The following is a 19762-nucleotide window of genomic DNA, read 5'->3' on the forward strand; positions in this document are numbered from 1 at the left end:
GACACCCCTGAACTCCCCGTCTGCGGCTTCGGGCCGCCGTCGCGGCCGTCCCCTTTCCACGCGCGTGTTGCCGCTACTCGGGAACGCTCGGTTCACTTCGGAGAACACCATGACCGACACCGCTCACAGCCTGCATCTAAACCCACCCGACTCGGGCGCCGACGAGAAGACCAAGCGTCGCCGGGCGCTGGTCGGAGGGATCGTCGGGTACTTCGTCGACCAGTTCGACATCTACCTGCCCGTTATCGTCCTCGCACCGGCCATGAGCTACTTCGTGCCGAGCGACCTGGACGCCGGCACCGCCACGATCATCGCTGCGTTCGTCTTCACGGCAACGCTCATCGGCCGGCCGGTCGGTGCGGCGATCTTCGGAGTGATCGCCGACCGCACCGGCCGCCGCAAGGCGACGATCATCGCGATAGCCGGGATCGCGGTCACGACGCTGCTCATCGGGCTCCTCCCGGGACACGCGAGCGTCGGGCTCTGGGGCATCGCCCTCGTGATCCTGCTCCGCCTTGTCGACGGGATCTTCCTCGGCGGCGAGTACACCGCTGCGATCCCACTGGCTATGGAATGGACGCCGAAGCGGCGTCGCGGCCTGGCGAGCGGATTGATCACGATGACCTCGCCCGGGGCACTCTGCCTGATCTCCGCGCTCACCCTCCTGCTGCTGCAGATCTTCCCGGCCGGGACGCCGGACTCGCCCTACGCGGTGTGGGGCTGGCGAATTCCCTTCATCATCGGAGCGGCACTCGCTGCCGGCTTCCTCGTCTACTTCGTCCGTCACGTACCCGAGTCGGAAGCGTGGGAGAACTCCGAACCCGCCGCCAAGCGGATGTCCCCACTGCGCCAGCTGTTCACCGGAAGCAACCGCCGCAGCCTCGCGCAGGTGTTCGTCCTCATGACCGGCGTGTGGATCGCCCTGAACATCTCCGCCTCCGTCCTCCCCAGCCTGACCTCCAGGGTCGCCGGACTCACCCCGACCCAGCTGACCATCGCGATCATCATCGCCTCCGCCGCCAGCACCCTCACTTACCCAGTGGCCGGGCTGGTGAGCCAGCGCATCGGGCGGCGGCCGTTCTACATCGGCGTCGGACTGCTCGTCGCCATCGTGGGAGGCGGTGCCACCGCCCTGCTCGCGGGAGCCGACGAGCCCGGCTTCGGGCTTGCCGTCCTACTGCTGACCATCGCCTTCGCCATCGGGATTCTCGCCTTCGGGCCCATCGCCGCGTACATGACCGAGCGCTTCCCGGCCGCCCTGCGATCGACCGGGTACGGCATCGGCTACAGCCTCGCCTTGGTCATCCCGGCCTTCTATGCCTACTACCTCGTCGGGCTCGGGGACCTCTTCGGCCCCACTTACGCATCGGCGATCCTGATGGCGCTCGGCGGGCTGCTGATCACAATGGGAGCTGTTCTCGGACCGGAGACGCGGGACGTCGACATGGGTGCCCCCGCACCGTCCCGTCAGTGACACCCACTAGGAAGTGTGGAAGAGGCAGCCGCAGCTGGCTGGCGGCTGAATTCCGCAGGCCGACTGCAGCCTTCGACGCCGACGCTAGTTTCACGTTGTGACTCGCACCAAGCGGCTGTCGGCGACGGCCCAGCTTGGCGTAGTGCCCACGCGGACATAGACCGGCAACAGCCAGGCGGCTGAATCCCACATCGGTCAGTCACCATCGTCGCCGCTCAGCGCATTGGTCAATACTGGGCCAGTTGGTTTCATGCACGTACTCGGACCTGTCGCTGCCCGGACCGGTCTATGACAAGTGTCGACGGTCGCTGGTGCGGTTCTGCTGCATGGGCGCGGCGATCCTGCCTGCCGTCGTGCGCCAGGCCAACGAACGACTCGAAACGACGGGCGTTCGGATCTTGGAGTAACCCCTGAACCGTCGCGACGTGACGGGGATGGCGTCCGTGGTCGAGCGGGCCACCACGCTGAGCGTCATGGTGGACAAAACCGGGTGCCGCCCCCACGATGCCTAACCGCCGCCTTGACGCGCTCAGGGGATGCGGTGTCGGTCAGGCTGGGCAAGGCCGGGGGCCTGCACGCTGAGGTGCAGGTTGCCGTGATCGTCGGCGAGGTGCTACGGCGGAACCGCGATCAAAAACGTTCATCGGCGCCGCCGCCGCGGCGCCCGTCTTCGCGACCCCGAGTTGGACCTGGGGCTGCGAGCTCATCGGACCGCCCTGCGCTGTCAGGACATCACGACCGAACCCGTGCGATACGACAACGGCACCTCGTGATGCTCCAGGGCCCGGGGCTGGGGTCGACGTGGATGGAACCAGGTCGGCCGGTTCGCCCAGCGGGCGGACCAGCCGTTTCGCGGACGACGGACGACGGCCTGGTGCCGCCCCTGGCCCAGGGGCAGCACCAGGCCGAGGAGGAATCAGATGCGTTCGAGAACGAAGTTGTACTCGGCCCGCAGGCCGTTGTCGCCGTGAGGTTGTGGGTCGAGCACGAGGTCCGGCTTGGTGGCGTGGGCCACGTCGTCCTTGAGCCAGTCCCCGCCTTCGAAGAACAGCTGGGTCGTGATCGGGCGGTGGCCAGGGGCGCTCACGATCAGGTGGAGGTGCGCCGGTCGCCACGGGTGCCAGCCCGCCGCTTCCAGGAGCTTGCCGGTGGGGCCGTCCGTCGGGATCTGGTACGGCGCGGGCTTGATCGTGCTGATCTCGAACCGCCCCTGTCCGTCGCAGACGACCACTCCGCGCAGGTTCCCGTCCGGTACGTGGGCCGCGAATCCGCTGTAATACCCCTCGTCGTCGGCGTGCCAGATGTCGAGCTCCGCGCCGACGACCGGGTTGCCGTCGACGTCGCGCACTTGGCCGGTAAACATCAACGGCACGCCCTTCTCGTCCGGCCGCATCGGCAGCGTCGTCTCAGACGGCAGCTTCGGCTGGCCGGGCAGGTGGTACGGCCCGAGGATGCTGCCCTTGGTGCCGTGCTGGTCCTCGGCTGCGACCTCCTCCACCACGTGCTCGACGAACACGTCCAGCAGCAGCGGCCATTCTCTGCCCTCGCCGACGTCGATCAGCCACTGTTTGGCCGCCTGGAACTCCCCGTAGGTCACCTTCTTCGCGCGGATCGCCGCGTGCACGCCGTCCAGTACCGCCGACGCCACGTCACTGATGCGCTCGGCCGACACCTCCGGTGCGCCGGTGTCCGCACTGCGGCCGGCCCGGAACGCTTGGGTGGCGGAGGCACCGGCCCCCGCGGCGGTGGGGGAGTGTTCTGTGGTGGTCATCGTGTGCTCCTCGCTGGTGGATCGGGTGTGAGGAGGGTGTCAGGGCGGTGTGAACCGATGGGAAACGGCGCGGCGTCCGCGCTTTCGCCCCGGTTCACGGGCTTGGCGGAACCTTCTGTGCGGAGGGGCAGGACTGGACGAAGGAGTGCGGGTGCCATGGACAGGAACGAGTTCCGGCGGGTTGCCGGGCATTTCGCCAGCGGTGTGACGGTCGTGACCGCCCGCCACGAGGGTGCCGACTACGGGATCACGCTCAGCGCCATGTCCTCGTTGAGCCTCGACCCGCCGATGGCGCTCATCTGCGTGAACCGGTCGGTTCCCTCACACGACGCGATCAAGAACAGCGGGGTGTTCGTCGCACACGTGCTGGGCCGGCACCAGAAGCGGCTCGCGGGCCAGTTCTCCCGCCCGTCGGCGGACAAGTTCGCGGGCGTCGACTGCACGCGCAGCGATGCGGGCCCGCTCGTCATCGCACGGACCCTCGCCCACTTCGTGTGCCGCGTCGCGCATACGGTTCCCGCCGGCACCCACACCGTGTTCCTGAGCGACGTGGTGTCGGCGAACGCGACAGCGGGACTGGAGCCGCTGGTCTACTACCGGGGCGGCTTCGGCCGGCTCGCCGCGGAGCCGGAGGTGGCGGCGCCGAAGGCCTACCTCCCCCCGGAGCACGAGGACGATCTCGTCGCGGCGGGTGTCGTTCCGGCGGCCTTCCGTCTCGGTTCGTTCTACCTGTCCTGATCTGCGCTCAGCGGCGCAGGTCATCGCGTAGCCGGCGGGTGCTGGGCGCGGGTTCCGCGCCCAGCTGGCGGAGTGCATCCTCGCACGCGCGGTACGTCGCCATCACCCGGTCCGCGTCTCCCACGGCGTCGGCCACCCGCATTTTCAGCCGCCACATCGATTCCCGGAAGGGATCGGTCGCCAGCACCTCCTCGGCGAGCGCGTGGGCGCGACGGAAATCCCCGGTCGCGAACGCCGTTTCAGCGGCTTCGCACCGGCTGTCGGTGCACAGCACCGCCAGTTCCTCCCGGCGTTGTTCGACCCACGGTGACTGGAATTCCGGCAGGTACTCGCCGGATGCGATCGACAGCGCCGACGACAGGGCCGTCAAACGGTCCTCGCCGCGCAGGCCGGCCGCCTGTGAGACCAGGCACTGGAGACGACCCGAATCGCTTCCGACAACGACGTGCTCGGCCAGCCGGATGCGGTTTCCCTCGGCCCGGACGGAATCCTCGGGCAGCACCTCACGCAGTTTGCGCAGGGCCTGCCGGAGGTAGGCGGCCGTCGAGTCGTCGTGCCGCCCGTCGAAGAGGGCCTCCACGAGCTCGTCCTTGGTGGCTTCGCGCTGACGGCGGGTGGCGAGGTAGGCGATCAGCTCGTAACTCTTCTTGATCCTGGGCCGCACCTCCCGTCCGTTGACCTGGATCGCCACGCGGCCGAACTCGGTCAGCTGGATCGTGGTCGCCAGCGGAGCGGCCGGCTGCACACCCCGTGCCATCAGGGCCCGGCCCAGTTCGTGCCAGGGTGAGTCGGCGTCCGGCTCGGCGTCGAGCCGGCGTGACAGCACGAGCGGGAAGCTGGTCAGGGCGTCGAGCAGGAGGTGGTTCGACCCCTGTTGTTCCGCCGCAGCGAGGGCCAGGTCGGTGGCACGGTCGGAGTCGTCCTCGTTTCCGGTGCGCCATTCGGCCTCGGCCAGGTAGATCGCGGCGGCCGGCAGCGAGAGAATGCGCTGCCCGCGCTGCATGCTGGCCGTGGCCTGGCGCAGGCACCGCGCCGCTGCCTGGTCGTCGCCGTCCAGGAGCAGGGCGAGGCCGAGCCAGGTCGCGGCCTGCTCCGCGATGAACGCGTACTGGCGGCCCACGGGATGGCTCTGCACCCGTTCGAGCGCGACCCGTGCGCTGGCCGTGTCCCGGTTGAACCGCAGCTCGAGCGCGGCCTCCTCGACATAGCTCAGGAGTTCGAGCATGACCGCTCCACTCGCGCGCAGGCGTTCCCGTCCCTTGAGCAGGGCGCGCCAGGCGTGGTCCGGCTCGCCGAGCTGACGCTGCAGCTCGACGCTGAACAGCGAGTACAGCCACACTCCGGGGTCGCGCTCGGCGCAGATCGTCCGGTACAGCTCGGCTGCCTCGTCGACGTGCCCCATCGCGAGGAGTGCGCCGAGTCGCCACGACTCGGTCGCCCTGATCGCCCAGGGCAAGACCGGGGGGTCGAGCAGACGAGTGAGGTCGCCGCGGTAGTAGTGAACTCGCATGACCAGCGCGTCGAGGGGCCCGCCGCTGAGCGCGCCCGCGGTGCGCCGCTCGGGCGCGTCGTCGAGCAGGGTCATGCAGTACCGCATGGCGTCGAGGTCCGCTCCGGACCGTCCCACGGCGAGGACCGCTCTGATGTCGTCGAGTCGTCCGGCGTGCAGGTAGCACCAGGCCATCATCGCGGCGAGCTTGCTCGACGACGCGGCCACCTCGTCCCGGCGGCCGGCAGCGGCCAGCCGGTCGGCGATCTGCACGCCGAGCCGGTAGTTCTCCTCGGATATGGCCAGCATCAGCTCCGCGCCGGTGAGCCGGATGTGCTTCTCGCGCCGGACCGGCGCCAACTGTTCGAGCCAGCGTTTCGCCACTGCGAAGTCCGCGCGTTCCATCACCGTGTCGACGACCTGCTCGGCCACGGGGAGCGCTTCGCCGAGTTCGCCGGCCCGCAGGAACTCCTCGACCGCTTCCTCGAAGTGCTTCTCCCGCGCGAGCAGGCGGGCGTGCGCGACGCGTAGGGCGCGTTGCGTGGTGGCGTCCAGTCGGGTGGCACAGGCCAGGAGGTATTCGCGGAACCGCGGGTGGCAACGCAGGGCGAGACCGTCCCACGCGGCAGGCAGGCGCTTCTGCCGTAGGCCATGCATCCGGGAGGCCGCGTCCACCACACCGAGCGCTTCGGCCCGGGCCGGCGTGACCTCGTCGAGCAGGGCGGTGAAGACCAGGAAGCGCCGTTCCTCTTCGGACAGCTGGGCGAGGATGTGGGTCGCCAGGTAGCCGTGCAACGGATCGGCCTCGCCCCCCAGGCCCGAGGCGTGGTCGGCGGACCGCCACGCCTCGAACAGCACCCCGGTGACCCAGCCACCGGTCACCGCGACGGCGCGTTCCGGGTCCACACCGGGAAAGTCCGAACGCGCCAGGGCGATCGCGGCTTCCTCGGCCGTGAAGGCGAGGTCCTGCTCGCCCAGCACCGGAAGCCACGCCACCCGGCTGACCCTGCTTGTCAGGAAATCCAGTTCCTGGCGGCTGACGAGCACGGTCCGGATGCTCGGGGGCGTGTATTCCAGGAAGGCCCCGATGACCGCCAGCGCCTCGCGGGCGCCGGCGAGGCATTCCACGTTGTCCAGGACGAGGAGCAATTCCCGGTCGCCGAGTGAGTCGGCGAGCAGCCCGGCGACCTCGGTGTGGGCCAGGCCCGCGGTGAGCGCTCGTCTGGTCAGTCCTGCGAGGGACGGTACCCGGACCGCGAGCGCGGCTTCCAGGTAGCTGAGCAGTCGGCCGGTCGCGGCCTCCGTGCCATCCACCGACAACCAGCAGGTCGGACGGCCGATCCGCCGGCTGGTCTGAGCGACCGCGGTGGTCTTCCCGGCACCGGCGGTGGCGTACACGCAGACGATCCGGTTGCGCTGGATCAAGCGGGTGAGCTGGGCCTCCAGCCGGGGGCGCGCGACCGCGGAGCCCGGGATGGGAGGCGGCACGATCTTGCGCCGGATGATCCTCGAAGCCATCGGCCCGGGGTCACCGGCGGGTTCCGGCGAGCGGGGAACGGGGAGGTCTTGAGCCGCCATAGCCACCATCCAACGCGGCGGAACCGGATTTGCGCAGTACGGGTTGCGCCGGACGGGCGGTCCGGGTGCTCCGGACCGCCCATCCGGCGGCGGTCACGCGTGTGCCGAAACCCGTGCCGGGAACGGCAGGGGCTGGGTGGGCAGGATCTTCAGGCCGGCTTCGAAGTTCAGCCCGTAGCGGCCCTGCAGCTCCACCATCAGCAGCGCGCTCTGCTCGAGCACCCGCGAGTTGCGCAGGGCGCCCGCGTCGATCGGGCGCAGCCCGCTCGACTCCACCAGGGCGGCCGCCCTCGCCTTGGCGTCCTCGGAGTCGGAGGCGAGGAAGACGTCGACGACCGTGCCGTCGAAGACGTCGCCGGCGAGCACGGGTGCGAACGTGGTGTTGAACGCCTTCACCACGTGTGCGCCCGGCATGCGGCGCTGGATCTCCTCGCCCGCACTGGTGTCGTAGTCCGTGATCAGTCCGTCGAAGGTCTCGTTGAAGGGATTCGCGATGTCCACGACGACCTTGCCGCGCAACACCTCGCTGAGTTCGACCGCAATGCGCGTCGAATCGGAGTACCAGGTGGCCAGTACGACGATGTCGCAGCCGGAGGCGAGCGCGTCCTTGGTCGCAGCGGCTTCGATTGTCCCGGGGCCGCGGCCGCCCAGCTCCTCGACGAGGGCCCTGCCCTTCTCCTGGGTGGAACCGGTGACGAACACCTGGTGCCCCCCGTGGATCAGCCGCCGCGAAATGGCCCGGGCCATGTTGCCGGTGCCGATGATGCCGATCTTCATGGTTGTTCCTCTCTTCCGAAGTCGTGGTAGTGACAGACGCATGCCGATCACAGGTGGGCCCGCGCGTCCCCGATGGCCTGCCAGCGGGGCCAGGTGGAGCCGGTCCAGCCGTTGAGGTCGTACTCGCTCATGCACTGGTCGACCATCGCGCGCAGCCGGTCGTTGTCGCCGAGTGCTTCACCCGTGAAGTAGGTCTCGACGCGGTTGCCCTCGTAGCTGCCGGAGAAGTTGCGCTCGTGCACCTCGGCGCGTCCGGCGAACTCCGTGGCGAACTCGTCCCAGATCAGCCGGACCAGCTTGACCCGGTCTTCGGCCGACATGGTGGCCGACTTCCAGTACCGGTCGAGCCAGTGCCGGATGGCCGGGTTCTTGAAGTCCTCGGCGGAGGACGGGATCTGGATGAACCCGCCGGCCATCAGGTTGTGGAAGACGGTGCGCACCTTGGTGAAGATGTCGCCGTAGCAGTTGCGCCATTGCAGGGCGTACCTGATGTTCGGGTGCACGTAGGGTTCGCCGCTGGGCACCGGGTCCGGTTCGGCCGCCATCGCCCCGACCAGGGCCCACAACTGGTGCCGCAGGCCCAGGACCTCCCCTATGGACGCCTGCACGCCGCGGAAGTTGGAGATCTGGTTCATGTCCGTCACCTTCAGCAGGAGACCGCACAGGAAGTCGAGCTTGACCGCCGTGCGGGTGCAGGCGTGGAAGCAGAACCGGGCGGCGAAGTCCCGGGGGAGCAGGCCGTTGACGACCTCCGGGTTGCGGTAGGCGGTGACGTTCTCCCACGGGATCAGCACGTCGTCGAGGACGACCGAGTAGTCGGTCTCGTCGAACCGGCTGGACAGCGGGTAGTCGAAGGGGGTGCCGACCTTCTTCGCCAGGTACTCGTAGGAGTACCGGCCGATCAGCTTCACGCCCGGTGCGTCGAAGGGCACGAAGAACCCGAGTGCGAAGTCCTTGTCGTCCGCTCCCAGCCCGGCTGCGGGGATGTACTGGCTAACGTAGGTCACGTGGCTGAACGCCGCGCCGGTGGAGATCATCCGGGCGCCGCGCACCACGATCCCGTCGTCCCGCTCCTTCACCACGTGCATGTAGGTGTCCCGCTGTTGCGCGATCGGCTTGAGGCGATCGCCGGCCGGGTTGAGCAGGCTGAGGTTGACGAACATGACGTCGTCGGTGACCTTCTCGTACCACCGGCGGACGTTGCCGGCGAACTCTCCGTAGAAGTCGGCGTCGGCCGCCAGACCGGCGACCAGCGCGGCCTTGTAGTCCGGGCCGCGGGACAAGCTGCCGTAGCTCATGCGCGCCCACTCCGCGATCGCGTCTCGTGACTCGAATAGATCCTGCGACGAGGTGGGGATCTTGTAGAACTTGTGCGAGCGGGTGCCGCGTTCGGTCTCGAACGTCAGGACGTCCCGTTTGGCGGGGTCGTGCAGCGAGTCGTACATCCGTGCGACCGAGTGCGCGGCGTTGGTGAACGCGGGGTGGGTGGTGACGTCGTCGACCCGCTTGCCGTCAAGGTAGAAGACCCGGCCGTCCCGCAGGCTCTCCAGGTACTGCGCCCCAGTGGGCGGCTCCTTCGCGCGGCGCGGTGGTGCGAGGGCCCGGGTGACTTCTGGCCGGTCTGCGATGGCGGTCATCCGCTCTCTCCTTCTCCTCGGTTTGGCTCCGATGCCGCAGAGAGTGCGACCGTGACGTGAACCACACCGAAACCGCGAGGTCGCCGCCCGGTGGACCGGTCGTGCCCCAGACCGCCAACCAGGCGAGCGCGGCCACGGTTCGCGCTAACTCCGGTGTCCAGCGTGGCTGGATGCCGGGGAACCAGGGGTTCCGGTTGGCCGGGATGTCACGGGCCAGGGCGCCGCGCTTCTCGGTTTCGGCGTCTTTGGCGGGGTCGTATTGCCGAAGCTCCAGTAGGTGAACCGTGCACCGAACGGCCGCGAGATCAGGCTCAAGTCCTCGCTCGCAGTCTGCAGGTCGATGGTGTGCGTCTCACCGATGTGGTCGGCGAACGCGGCCGCGACGCGGCGGGTGGGTTCCTCGTCGTCGATCGTGGGACGGGAACGAAGCATCCGCCGGATCACCGGTGCCTCCAGGGGCCCGGAGGCCGCGCCTTCCGCCCGCGTGATCCGCTCGATCGCCTCCAGCACGTGTGAGCGGGTGGCGTGGTCGTAGGTGCGCACGTTGAGTCGCGGGTTTTCGAGCAAAGCGAGCGCGTACCTCGCGTACTGCTCGGCGAGGGCCTTCCGGGAGAGGGGCCTGTCCGCGGTCTTCTGGGTGGTTCGGCGGTGGCACGTGACGAAACTGCACTCCACGCTCGTCCAGCGTGCTCAGGTCGACCTCGCCGATGGTCACAATGCCGTCACGGGCGCCGGTAGCCGGTGGCTTCAAGGGTGAACACAGATGGCATGAACACAGTAAGGCAAGATCAACGCCTCCCATTTTTCCTCCCAGCAACGACGAAACCCCCAACCGGTGATGATCACCGTTGGGGGTCTGAACTGGGAAAACAGGTGGTGCGCGATACTGGGATCGAACCAGTGACCTCTACCGTGTCAAGGTAGCGCTCTCCCGCTGAGCTAATCGCGCGAGGTGGAGACGGGATTCGAACCCGTGTACACGGCTTTGCAGGCCGTTGCCTCGCCTCTCGGCCACTCCACCGTACGGGCCCGAGTGGGCACTTCCGAGCGGACGACGGGACTCGAACCCGCGACCCTCACCTTGGCAAGGTGATGCGCTACCAGCTGCGCTACGTCCGCATTCCGTGACTCCGGGGCTCGCACCCCGTCGTCGTGGTGTGTGCAGAACTGTAGCGGACCGCCGAAACGCCGTGTGCACTGGGGGTGTCCATAACGTTTCGCGAGCCCGCCATCAGCTCAGATCGTTCGGGATGAGGTGGGTCAGTGCGTCGTCGACGTCGACCCACAGGTGCTCGTTGCCGGGCAGCACGACGTCGTAGGTGCGGTCGAGGAAGTCGGCGAGCTCCTGAGCCGACGCCTCGAACATGGCGTGCCCCGACGGCGAGTTCAGCTCGATGAGCACGGACTCCGGGTCCTCGACCGACGGGCGGATGCGCACATCGCCGTCGCCCGCGTCGGCCAGCAGGCCGTCGGCGAGGAGGTCGCGTGCGTAGACCCACTCGACCCACCCGGCGCGGCCGGTGCGGAACGCCGCGACGACGGCGTACGGGTCGCGGGTGTCGTAGCGCAGCTCCACCTTCACCGGAACGGGAGGCGTTCGCGGTGCCAGCAGGTCGAAGACCGCTGTGGACCGGAGCGTCACGTGATCGTTTCGCATGGTCGTACCCTTCTGCTCCCTTCCCGGCCGGTTGGCCGAGTCTGATGGTGAGACGCAACCGGGCCCCGGCTCGCTCGCCGTTCCGGCCGATATCACACTTCCGTGTCCTGATCGGCTCCGTCTCGTCATCACTCTCGGCTCATCGGCCTCCGTGCGTGGCCCCGTGATCGCTCACGCGTACATAGTGCTCGGTTTGGCTCGCGGGCGATAGAACCGTGTCGCGAATGTTGCGGGTGACCTCCGTCCCCCTCGCGCCGTCACCCCTCTGGCCGTATGCCCGCTAGCTGGCACTTCTACGCTGAGTGCCGACCGGTGTGCGGACGGTGCGGGCTTGGGGACCACCCGTTTGCCGGGGGCCGAACGGCGTCCGGTAGAGTTCCCTTCACACCGCGAGGGGGCGATTAGCTCAGCGGGAGAGCGCTTCGTTCACACCGAAGAGGTCACTGGTTCGATCCCAGTATCGCCCACCGGAAGTTCCCCTCTGGTCAGGCCCGGCAGCAATGCCGGGCCTTTTCCATACCCGCGGCATGTCGGGGATTCCCGGCCCCGCTCTCGTTCAACCGCGTGCCGCCCGTCGTCATTCCAAGGGCGACACCCGTCACGGCTGTGACCTGGTCCACAGAGGACAAGGGGTGACGGGAAGAGGGTTCTGTCATTGATCAACTGACTACGTTAAGTAGTTGGTTGGGCCGCACCCATGATCACTGGTTGTCACCAATCCGTAATGGCGCCCCACGCTTGGGTGTCGCTGAAACGGACGCGAATCCAGGCTCAATCCGTGTAACAACCCGCTGAGCGTGACCGATACCACCGCATGTATTCCCCGTTTGGTTACTGAGTGTGTATCAACGCTGGTTACTCTGTGGAGTCGTTTTCGGCGCCGGGCGCGTGTCGTGAGACCCACAACCGAAGGACGCGGGAGGCTCCATGGAAGAGTCGGTGTGGCCGTCGACGGGGCCTGAGCGTGGCCTGCCTCCCCTCGGCTCCCGACCGGCTTCCCGCTCGCTGCGTGTCGTCGACGGCAAGTCGGGCCGCGCGGCACCCAGTCCCGTCATGGCGTGGGAGCGGCGTTACCGGTCGTGGGTCATCTTCTCCGACATCCTCGCCACGGTGCTCGTCGTCGTGGTCGGTGCCCTGGTGATCGGGGACTTCCAGCGGTTCGACGAGCCGCACACACTCGGCACCGCCGCCGCGATCCTGTGCTCGCTGCCCGCGTGCCGGGCGTGGAACCGGGCCGTGCTCGGCGAGGGCGCCGACGAGTTCCGCGCGGTCGGCAGGGGGCTGGTGATCGCGGGCGTGCTCGTGGCACTCGGCGGCCTGCTCGCGGGCGCGCTCGAGGTCAAACCGTGGGTCTTCTACGTGGTGCCCACCGTCGCACTCGTGCTCCTGCCCACGCGGTACCTGCTCCGGAGGCTGCTGCACCGCTTCCGCAGGCAGGGCCAGTACCTGCTGCCCGTGATGGCGGCGGGCGGCGCCGACACGGTCAACGACCTCATCGAGCGCACCCGGGCCATGTCCCACGTCGGCTGGAAGGTCGAGGCCGTCTGCACCCCGGCGGGTTCCGGCGATCGGGGCGAGGTGCAAGGCGTGCCCGTGATCGGCACCCTCGACGAGCTGTCCGAGCACGTGCGCAGGGGCGGCTACCGCGTCGTGGCCGTCACGCCCGACCCTTACTGGACGCCGAAACGGCTGCAACAGCTCGCGTGGGACCTCGAGGGGACCTCGGCCGAGCTCGTCGTCGCACCCGTGCTGATGGAGATCGCCGGCCCCCGCCTCAACGTCTCCGGGGTGTTCGGGATGCCGTTGCTGCGGGTCGCGGCGCCCACGTTCACCGGGGGCCGCCGCGTGGTCAAGGAGATCGTGGACCGCTGCGGGGCCACGCTGCTCCTCCTCGCCGCCTCACCGTTCATGCTCGGCATCGCGGCCGCGATCAAACTGGGAGACCGGGGGCCCGTGATCTACCGCCAGCAGCGGGTCGGCCGTGACGGCGACGCCTTCACGATGTTCAAGTTCCGCACGATGGTCACCGACGCCGACCGCGTGCGGCAGAAGCTGCTGGGCGACAACGAGGGTGCGGGCCCGCTGTTCAAGATCCGCAACGATCCGCGCGTGACGCGAGTGGGTGCCCTGCTGCGCCGCTACTCGCTCGACGAGCTGCCCCAGCTGTTCAACGTGCTCGCCGGGCAGATGTCGCTCGTGGGCCCGAGGCCGCCGCTGCCGGAGGAGACCCTGCAATACGCGCCCGAGGTGCACCGCAGGCTGCTCGTGAAGCCGGGGCTCACCGGCCTGTGGCAGGTCAGCGGACGCAGTGAGCTGTCGTGGGAGGAGAGCGTGCGGCTCGACCTGCGCTACGTGGAGGACTGGTCGCTCGCGCTCGACATGGTGATCCTCTGGAAGACGCTGCGCGCCGTCACCTACGGTCGGGGTGCCTACTGACCAACCCCGGACGCGGTTCGTGATCTAGTCCACAGACCCATCGCGAAATAGTCAAGCGCTCAACAAGGTTGACGCAGACGAGCAACACCCCCGCGATGGAAGAGGATCGATCGATGACGTCTGTGTCTGTCCAGGACGCGCTGCAGCTGCCGGCCGACGTGCAGGACCTGCTGTTCCGCGAGGCCCGCACCGCCAACTCGTTCAGCTCCGAGCCGGTCACCGAGGAGCAGTTCCAGGCCATCTACGACCTGGTGAAGTGGGCGCCGACCTCCATGAACATCCAGCCGCTCCGCGCGCTGGTGGTGCGTACCGAGGAGGGCAAGCAGCGCCTGCTGCCGCACCTGGCCGAGGGCAACCGGGCCAAGACCGAGAGCGCGCCAGCCACCGTGGTGCTGGCCGCCGACACCGAGTTCCACGAGAACCTGCCGAAGGTGTTCCCGCCCAAGCCGGACGCGAAGGACCTCTTCAGTGACGCCGCCCAGCGCGAGCGGACCGCGAAGTTCAACGCGCTGCTGCAGGTCGGCTACTTCATCCTGGGCGTGCGCGCCGCCGGGCTCGCCGCGGGCCCGATGACCGGCTTCGACGCCGACGGCGTCGACCGCGAGTTCTTCGCGGGCAAGCCGTGGAAGTCCCTCGTCGTGGTGAACGTCGGCAGGCCCGGCGAGAACCCGTGGTTCGACCGGCTGCCCCGCCTCGGCTACGACGAGGTCGTCACGGCCGCCTGACCCAGGTGGGCCGACGGGCGGCGGATAGCATCGACGGGTAAACACACCTGTTCATGCGTTCTAGGGAGTCCACCGTGTCCCAGTCGTCGTCGGCCCAGCTCGTACCCGCCGCACGCGTGGTGGTACCGGCAGGCACTACGGCGGGTACCGCGGTGCGCGAGGCCGGGCTCCCCGGCAAGGGCGCCGACGCCGTCGTGGTCGTGCGCGACCCCGACGGCGCCCTGCGCGACCTCGCCTGGGTCCCGGCCGCCGACGTCGAGGTGGAGCCCGTCGCGGCCAACACCGAGGACGGCCGCGCCGTCATCCGGCACTCCGCGGCCCACGTGCTCGCCCAGGCCGTGCAGCAGCAGTTCCCCGAGGCCAAGCTCGGCATCGGCCCGCCGGTCAGGGACGGCTTCTACTACGACTTCGCCGTCGACAAGCCGTTCACCCCGGAGGACCTGCAGGCGCTCGAGAAGCGCATGAAGCAGATCATCAAGGGCTCCCAGCAGTTCTCGCGCCGCGTCGTCGAGTCGGTCGAGGCGGCCAAGGAGGAGCTGGCGAGCGAGCCGTTCAAGCTCGAGCTGGTCGACCTGAAATCCGAACCGGACACAGTGGACACCTCCGAGGTGATGGAGGTCGGCAGTGATCCTGCCGGCGAGCTGACGATCTACGACAACCTCGACCCGCGCACCAAGGAGCGCGTGTGGAGCGATTTGTGCCGGGGCCCGCACGTGCCGACCACCAAGCACATCCCGGCGTTCAAGCTCACCCGCGTCGCGGCGGCCTACTGGCGCGGGGACGAGAAGAACCCGCAGCTGCAACGGATCTACGGCACCGCGTGGGAGTCGGCCGAGGCCCAGGACGCCTACCTGGAGATGCTCGCCGAGGCCGAGCGGCGCGACCACCGCAAGCTCGGCGCGGAGCTCGACCTGTTCTCGTTCCCCGAGGAGATCGGCTCCGGGCTGCCCGTCTTTCACCCGAAGGGCGGCATCATCCGGCGCGAGCTCGAGAACTACTCGCGGCGCCGGCACGAGGAGTCCGGCTACGAGTTCGTGAACACCCCGCACATCACCAAGAGCGGGCTGTTCCACACCTCGGGGCACCTGCCGTACTACGCCGACACGATGTTTCCGCCGATCCCGTTCGAGGGTGAGGACTACTACCTCAAGGCGATGAACTGCCCGATGCACCACCTGATCTTCCGCTCGCGCGGACGGTCCTACCGCGAGCTGCCGCTGCGGCTGTTCGAGTTCGGGACGGTGTACCGGTACGAGAAGTCCGGTGTGGTGCACGGCCTCACGCGCGTGCGCGGGCTCACAATGGACGACTCGCACATCTACTGCACCAAGGAGCAGATGCCGGGCGAGCTGCGCTCGCTGCTGCGCTTCGTGCTCGACCTGCTCGCCGACTACGGCCTCTCCGACTTCTACCTCGAGCTCTCGACCCGCGGCGAGGGTGGCAAGTTCATCGGCGAGGACTGGGAATGGGAGGAGGCGACCCAGACCCTGCGCGAGGCCGCGGAGGAGTCCGGGCTCGAGCTCGTCCCCGACCCGGGCGGCGCCGCCTACTACGGCCCGAAGATCTCCGTGCAGGCGCGCGACGCGATCGGGCGCACGTGGCAGATGTCGACGATCCAGCTCGACTTCAACCACCCCAAGCGGTTCGAGCTGCAGTACACGGCCGCGGACGGCTCCCGGCAGATGCCGGTGGTGATCCACCGCGCGTTGTTCGGCTCGATCGAGCGGTTCTTCGGTGTGCTCACCGAGCACTACGCCGGTGCGTTCCCGGCGTGGCTCGCGCCGGTGCAGGTGGTGGGCATCCCGATCGCCGACGAGCACGCCGAGCACCTGTACGGCGTCGAGAAGGCGTTGCGCGCCAAGGGAATCCGCGCCGAGGTGGACACCGGCGACGACCGGATGCAGAAGAAGATCCGCAACCACACCACGCAAAAGGTGCCGTTCCTGCTCCTGGCCGGCGGCAAGGACGTGGAGGCGGGCGCGGTGTCGTTCCGGTTCCGCGACGGCAGTCAGATCAACGGGGTTCCGGTGGCGACGGCGGTCGACGCGATCGCGGACTGGATCGGTCGCAGGGAGAACGCCTCGCCGACGGCGGAAGCGCTGGAGGCTCTCGTTGGGCAGTGAGGACGGCGCGCCCGAGGTCCCCGAGGTCGGGGTCCAGGACGGAGTGGGGGTCGAGGACCAGCTGCAGCGGTTGTGGACCCCGCACCGCCTCGCCTACATCAAGGGCGAGAACAAGCCTGAGGGCGACGAACCGCAGGGCTGCCCGTTCTGCCGCCTCGTGGAGATGGACGACGAGGCGGCGCTGATCCTCGCGCGCGGCACGAGCGTGTACGCGGTGCTGAACCTGTACCCGTACAACCCGGGGCACCTGATGGTCGTACCGTACCGGCACGTCGCCGACTACACGGAGCTGACGGCGGAGGAGACCGCGGAGGTCGCCGGGTTCACCCAGCGCGCCATGACGGTGGTGCGGTCGGTGTCCGGCGCCCACGGTTTCAACATCGGCATGAACCAGGGCGTGATCGCCGGCGCCGGCATCGCCGCCCACCTCCATCAGCACGTGGTGCCGAGGTGGGGCGGCGACGCCAACTTCATGCCGGTGGTCGGCCACACCAAGGTGCTGCCGCAGCTCCTGGGCGAGACCCGCGAACTGCTGGCGAGCGCCTGGTAGCCGGGGCTCAGGCCTGCAGGCCGGCCTCGATGTTCAGCTCGATCTTGATCTTGTCGCTGACCACGGCGGTCGGGATGGTGGCGCCGACGCCGAAGTCGGACCGGCTGATCTCGGTGGTGGCGGAGACGCCCAGCACCTTGCTGCCCTCGGTCATGCCGTCGCCGAAGCCGCCGAGCTCGGCGTTCAGGGTGACGGGCTTGGTGACGCCGTGCAGGGTCAGCTCACCGTCGATGAGGAAGTCCTCGCCGTCGGCGCGGATGCCCTTGGTGTGGAAGGTCAGCGTCGGGAACTGCTCGACGTCGAGGAAGTCGCCGCCCTTGACGTGGGCGTCGCGCTGCTCGTTGTTGGTGTCGACGCTGTGCGCCTGGATGGTGGCCGTCACCGACGAGTCGGCGATGTTCTCGGCGGTGACGATCTCGCCGCCGAACTCGCCGAACCGGCCGCGCACCTTCGAGACGCCCAGGTGGCGCACGGTGAAGGTGACGTCGGAGTGGACGGCGTCGATGGTCCAGGTACCGACGATGTAGCCGGGGATCTCGGTCGTGGGGGCGCTCATGGTGCTCCTTCTCGAAATGGGGTTCTTGTTCGTGGGGAGCTCGTTGGTTGAGCCCTCAAGCAACAATGTAGCGCAGTTTAGTTGAGGGCTCAACTAGGGGTAGTATGGGTCTCATGTCCCAACCGCGATGGCTCACCGACGAGGAGCAGCGCACCTGGCGCGACTTCTCGGCCGCCGTCGGCATGCTCAAAGCACATCTGGAGACCCAGCTGCAGCAGGACGCCGGCATGCCGCACACGTACTACGAGCTGCTGGTCGTGCTGTCCGAAGCACCGGGCCAGGTGATGCGGATGAGCGACCTCGCCATCGCCACCCGGTCCTCCCGCAGCAGGCTCTCCCACGCGATCGCGCGCATGGAAGCGGCGGGCTGGGTTCGCAGGGAGGCCTGCGAGACCGACAAGCGCGGCGCGTTCGCCCACCTCACCCAGGCAGGGCTGGAGGCGCTCGAGGCGGCCGCGCCCGGCCACGTCGAGGCCGTCCGCACCAGCCTGTTCGACCCGCTCACACCCGAGCAGGTCCGGCAGCTCGGGGAGATCAGCGCCACGATCATCGACCAGCTCACCCCCCGCTGCGCCGCCGCGGCGGCCGAGGAACTGGAGCGCCTCGAGCACGACGCCGCCGGAACCTGAGAGGCCCGGCGCGGGGATCACACGCGACACCAGGGCATCCGTGCAGGTCGGTTCGGTACGGCTCGATAGGGTTTGCCTCAGCAACCCGACCACGCGCAACCTGCACCCGTAGGAACGATGCTCAACATCTTCGCTCGCGCTTCCGTCTCCCGCGTCACCGATCCGATCGGTGCTGCGCTGGTCAGGGCCGGCCTCACCCCGAACGCCATGACGCTGATCGGGACGGCTGGCGCGTTCGCCTGCGCCCTTATCTTCTTCCCGCAGGGGATGCTGCTGGTCGGCACGTTCACGGTGTGGGGCTTCGCGATGCTCGACCTCCTCGACGGCGCGATGGCCAGGGCCAAGGGCAGCACCCCGTTCGGCGCCGTGCTCGACGCCACGTGCGACCGACTCGTCGACGGCGCCCTGTTCGCCGCCATCGCGTGGTGGGCCTTCGTCGTCGAGGGCAATCAGCGGGCCGCGGCCGCCGCGCTGATCTGCCTCGTGCTCGCGCAGGTGATCTCCTACGTCAAGGCCCGCGCCGAGGCCTCCGGGCTCTCCGCGGAAGGCGGGCTCGTCGAGCGCGCCGAGCGGCTGATCATCGCGCTCGTCGGCACCGGTATCCAGGGGTTCGGCGTGCCGTACTCGGTCGAGGTCTCCCAGTGGCTGCTCGCCGCGCTGTCCCTCGTCACCCTGGTCCAGCGGGTCGCGGCGGTGTCGAAGGGCGCGCGGGAGGCCCGCTCGTGAGCGGCCTCGCGGGCAGGCTCGCCGACCTCGGCTACGCCGCGGGCTGGCGCTTCGTGCCCAGGCTGCCCGCGAAGCGCTCCGCGCCGCTGTTCTCCTTCGCCGCCGACCTCGCCGCCCGCCGCGACGGCAAGGGCGTCCGGCAGCTGCGCGGTAACCTGGCCAGGGTGGTGCCGCAGGCGGACCAGGCCGAGCTCGACGACCTCACCCGGCGCGCCATGCGGTCCTACGCCCGGTACTGGCACGAGGCGTTCCTGCTGCCCTCGCTGCCTCCGAAGACCGTGATCGAGCACGTCGACATCTCCGGCACCGAGTACCTCGACGCAGCCCTCGCGGAGGGCAACGGCGCCGTGCTCGCGCTGCCGCACACCGGCAACTGGGACGTGGCCGGGGTGTGGCTGGTGAACCACTCCGGCTCGTTCATCACCGTCGTGGAGCGGCTGGAGCCGGAGTCGCTCTACGAGCGGTTCGTCGGCTACCGCGAGTCGCTCGGCTTCGAGGTCGTGCCCTCCGACGGCAGCGTGTCGTTCCGGGCGCTGCTGCGCGGGCTGCGCGACAACAAGGTGGTGTGCCTCGTCGGTGACCGCGACCTGAGCAACTCGGGCCTGCCCGTGACGTTCTTCGGGGAGGAGGCCCGGTTCCCTGCCGGACCCGCGCGCCTGGCGGCGAGCACGGGCGCGGCGCTGCTGCCGGTGGGCGTCTGGTTCACCGACGGCGGCTGGGGCGTGCGCATCCACCCGCGGATCCGCGTGAACGCCCGCGACGAGATCCATCCCGCCACCCAGGCGCTCGCGGAGGTCTTCGCCGCGGACATCGCGGCGCACCCCACCGACTGGCACATGCTGCAGAAGTTCTGGGTGAGCGACCTGACCGAGCACGCACGCGCCGCGGGGTGAGCC

General features: G+C 69.0%; 16 protein-coding genes and 4 tRNA genes. 10 read left to right on the forward strand and 10 right to left on the reverse strand.

The genetic code is table 11. From position 1 onward, the window contains the following. Positions 1-109 precede the first annotated feature (109 nt). Entirely contained in the window at positions 110-1474 is a 1365-nt protein-coding gene (locus BA062_RS20410) for an MFS transporter (protein WP_110339131.1), read from the forward strand. A 916-nt stretch (positions 1475-2390) separates the two neighbouring features. Here the strand turns inward: BA062_RS20410 and catA are convergent. Next, the gene (catA, locus tag BA062_RS20415) at positions 2391-3245 is read right to left on the reverse strand and encodes a catechol 1,2-dioxygenase (RefSeq protein WP_110339133.1); all 855 of its coding nucleotides are present in this window, start codon (positions 3243-3245) and stop codon (positions 2391-2393) included. Positions 3246-3401: 156 nt separating this feature from the next. Between catA and BA062_RS40245 the strand changes: the two genes are divergently transcribed. Further along, a complete protein-coding gene (locus tag BA062_RS40245; protein WP_210406939.1) occupies positions 3402-3983 on the forward strand; it encodes a flavin reductase family protein in 582 nt (193 codons plus the stop codon). 7 nt (positions 3984-3990) lie between these two features. Here BA062_RS40245 and BA062_RS40250 read toward each other — a convergent pair whose 3' ends face one another. The 8 genes from BA062_RS40250 to BA062_RS20460 form a co-directional block, all read right to left on the reverse strand. Then, positions 3991-6990 carry an AfsR/SARP family transcriptional regulator gene (locus tag BA062_RS40250; RefSeq protein WP_110339137.1) on the reverse strand — a complete coding sequence of 1000 codons (3000 nt, stop codon included), beginning with the start codon at positions 6988-6990 and terminating at the stop codon, positions 3991-3993. A gap of 153 nt (positions 6991-7143) precedes the next feature. Then, on the reverse strand, positions 7144-7827 hold the full coding sequence (locus tag BA062_RS20430; RefSeq protein ID WP_168214036.1) for an NADPH-dependent F420 reductase: 684 nt from the start codon (positions 7825-7827) through the stop codon (positions 7144-7146). Between the two features lie 47 nt (positions 7828-7874). Further along, entirely contained in the window at positions 7875-9464 is a 1590-nt protein-coding gene (locus BA062_RS20435) for a 4-hydroxyphenylacetate 3-hydroxylase family protein (protein ID WP_110339141.1), read from the reverse strand. 144 nt (positions 9465-9608) lie between these two features. After that, entirely contained in the window at positions 9609-10007 is a 399-nt protein-coding gene (locus tag BA062_RS20440) for a zinc-binding metallopeptidase family protein (protein ID WP_146240054.1), read from the reverse strand. A 331-nt stretch (positions 10008-10338) separates the two neighbouring features. Further along, positions 10339-10413, reverse strand: a tRNA-Val gene (locus BA062_RS20445). 1 nt (position 10414) lies between these two features. Further along, a tRNA-Cys gene (locus BA062_RS20450) sits at positions 10415-10485 on the reverse strand. Between the two features lie 25 nt (positions 10486-10510). Then, a tRNA-Gly gene (locus BA062_RS20455) sits at positions 10511-10583 on the reverse strand. A 112-nt stretch (positions 10584-10695) separates the two neighbouring features. Next, a complete protein-coding gene (locus BA062_RS20460) occupies positions 10696-11121 on the reverse strand; it encodes an SsgA family sporulation/cell division regulator (RefSeq protein ID WP_110339145.1) in 426 nt (141 codons plus the stop codon). Positions 11122-11516: 395 nt separating this feature from the next. On the opposite strand from BA062_RS20460, the gene BA062_RS20465 reads away from it, so the two are divergent. The 5 genes from BA062_RS20465 (at position 11517) to BA062_RS20485 (ending at position 16955) form a co-directional block, all read left to right on the forward strand. Then, positions 11517-11588, forward strand: a tRNA-Val gene (locus tag BA062_RS20465). Positions 11589-12048: 460 nt separating this feature from the next. Then, complete coding sequence (locus tag BA062_RS20470; RefSeq protein ID WP_110339147.1) at positions 12049-13557, forward strand: sugar transferase; 1509 nt, start codon at positions 12049-12051, stop codon at positions 13555-13557. Between the two features lie 113 nt (positions 13558-13670). After that, positions 13671-14282, forward strand: coding sequence for a malonic semialdehyde reductase (locus tag BA062_RS20475; protein WP_110339149.1), 612 nt, complete (start codon positions 13671-13673; stop codon positions 14280-14282). A gap of 53 nt (positions 14283-14335) precedes the next feature. Beyond that, the gene (thrS, locus tag BA062_RS20480) at positions 14336-16405 is read left to right on the forward strand and encodes a threonine--tRNA ligase (protein ID WP_110339151.1); all 2070 of its coding nucleotides are present in this window, start codon (positions 14336-14338) and stop codon (positions 16403-16405) included. Then, entirely contained in the window at positions 16395-16955 is a 561-nt protein-coding gene (locus tag BA062_RS20485) for an HIT family protein (RefSeq protein WP_110339153.1), read from the forward strand. The genes thrS and BA062_RS20485 overlap by 11 nt, the downstream gene beginning before the upstream one ends. Positions 16956-16962: 7 nt before the next feature. Here the strand turns inward: BA062_RS20485 and BA062_RS20490 are convergent, their stop codons facing one another. After that, on the reverse strand, positions 16963-17511 hold the full coding sequence (locus tag BA062_RS20490) for a YceI family protein (protein ID WP_110339155.1): 549 nt from the start codon (positions 17509-17511) through the stop codon (positions 16963-16965). 113 nt (positions 17512-17624) lie between these two features. Here BA062_RS20490 and BA062_RS20495 point away from each other — a divergent pair, with 113 nt between their 5' ends. The 3 genes from BA062_RS20495 to BA062_RS20505 all read left to right on the forward strand — a co-directional run bounded on the left by BA062_RS20495 (position 17625) and on the right by BA062_RS20505 (position 19759). Then, positions 17625-18140 carry a MarR family winged helix-turn-helix transcriptional regulator gene (locus BA062_RS20495; RefSeq protein WP_110339157.1) on the forward strand — a complete coding sequence of 172 codons (516 nt, stop codon included), beginning with the start codon at positions 17625-17627 and terminating at the stop codon, positions 18138-18140. Positions 18141-18257: 117 nt separating this feature from the next. Next, positions 18258-18866 carry a phosphatidylinositol phosphate synthase gene (gene pgsA, locus BA062_RS20500; protein ID WP_110339159.1) on the forward strand — a complete coding sequence of 203 codons (609 nt, stop codon included), beginning with the start codon at positions 18258-18260 and terminating at the stop codon, positions 18864-18866. Then, positions 18863-19759, forward strand: coding sequence for a phosphatidylinositol mannoside acyltransferase (locus tag BA062_RS20505; RefSeq protein WP_110339161.1), 897 nt, complete (start codon positions 18863-18865; stop codon positions 19757-19759). The genes pgsA and BA062_RS20505 overlap by 4 nt, the downstream gene beginning before the upstream one ends. Positions 19760-19762: the final 3 nt, after the last annotated feature.

The organism is Prauserella flavalba (assembly GCF_003202235.1).
Classification (GTDB): domain Bacteria; phylum Actinomycetota; class Actinomycetes; order Mycobacteriales; family Pseudonocardiaceae; genus Prauserella_A; species Prauserella_A flavalba.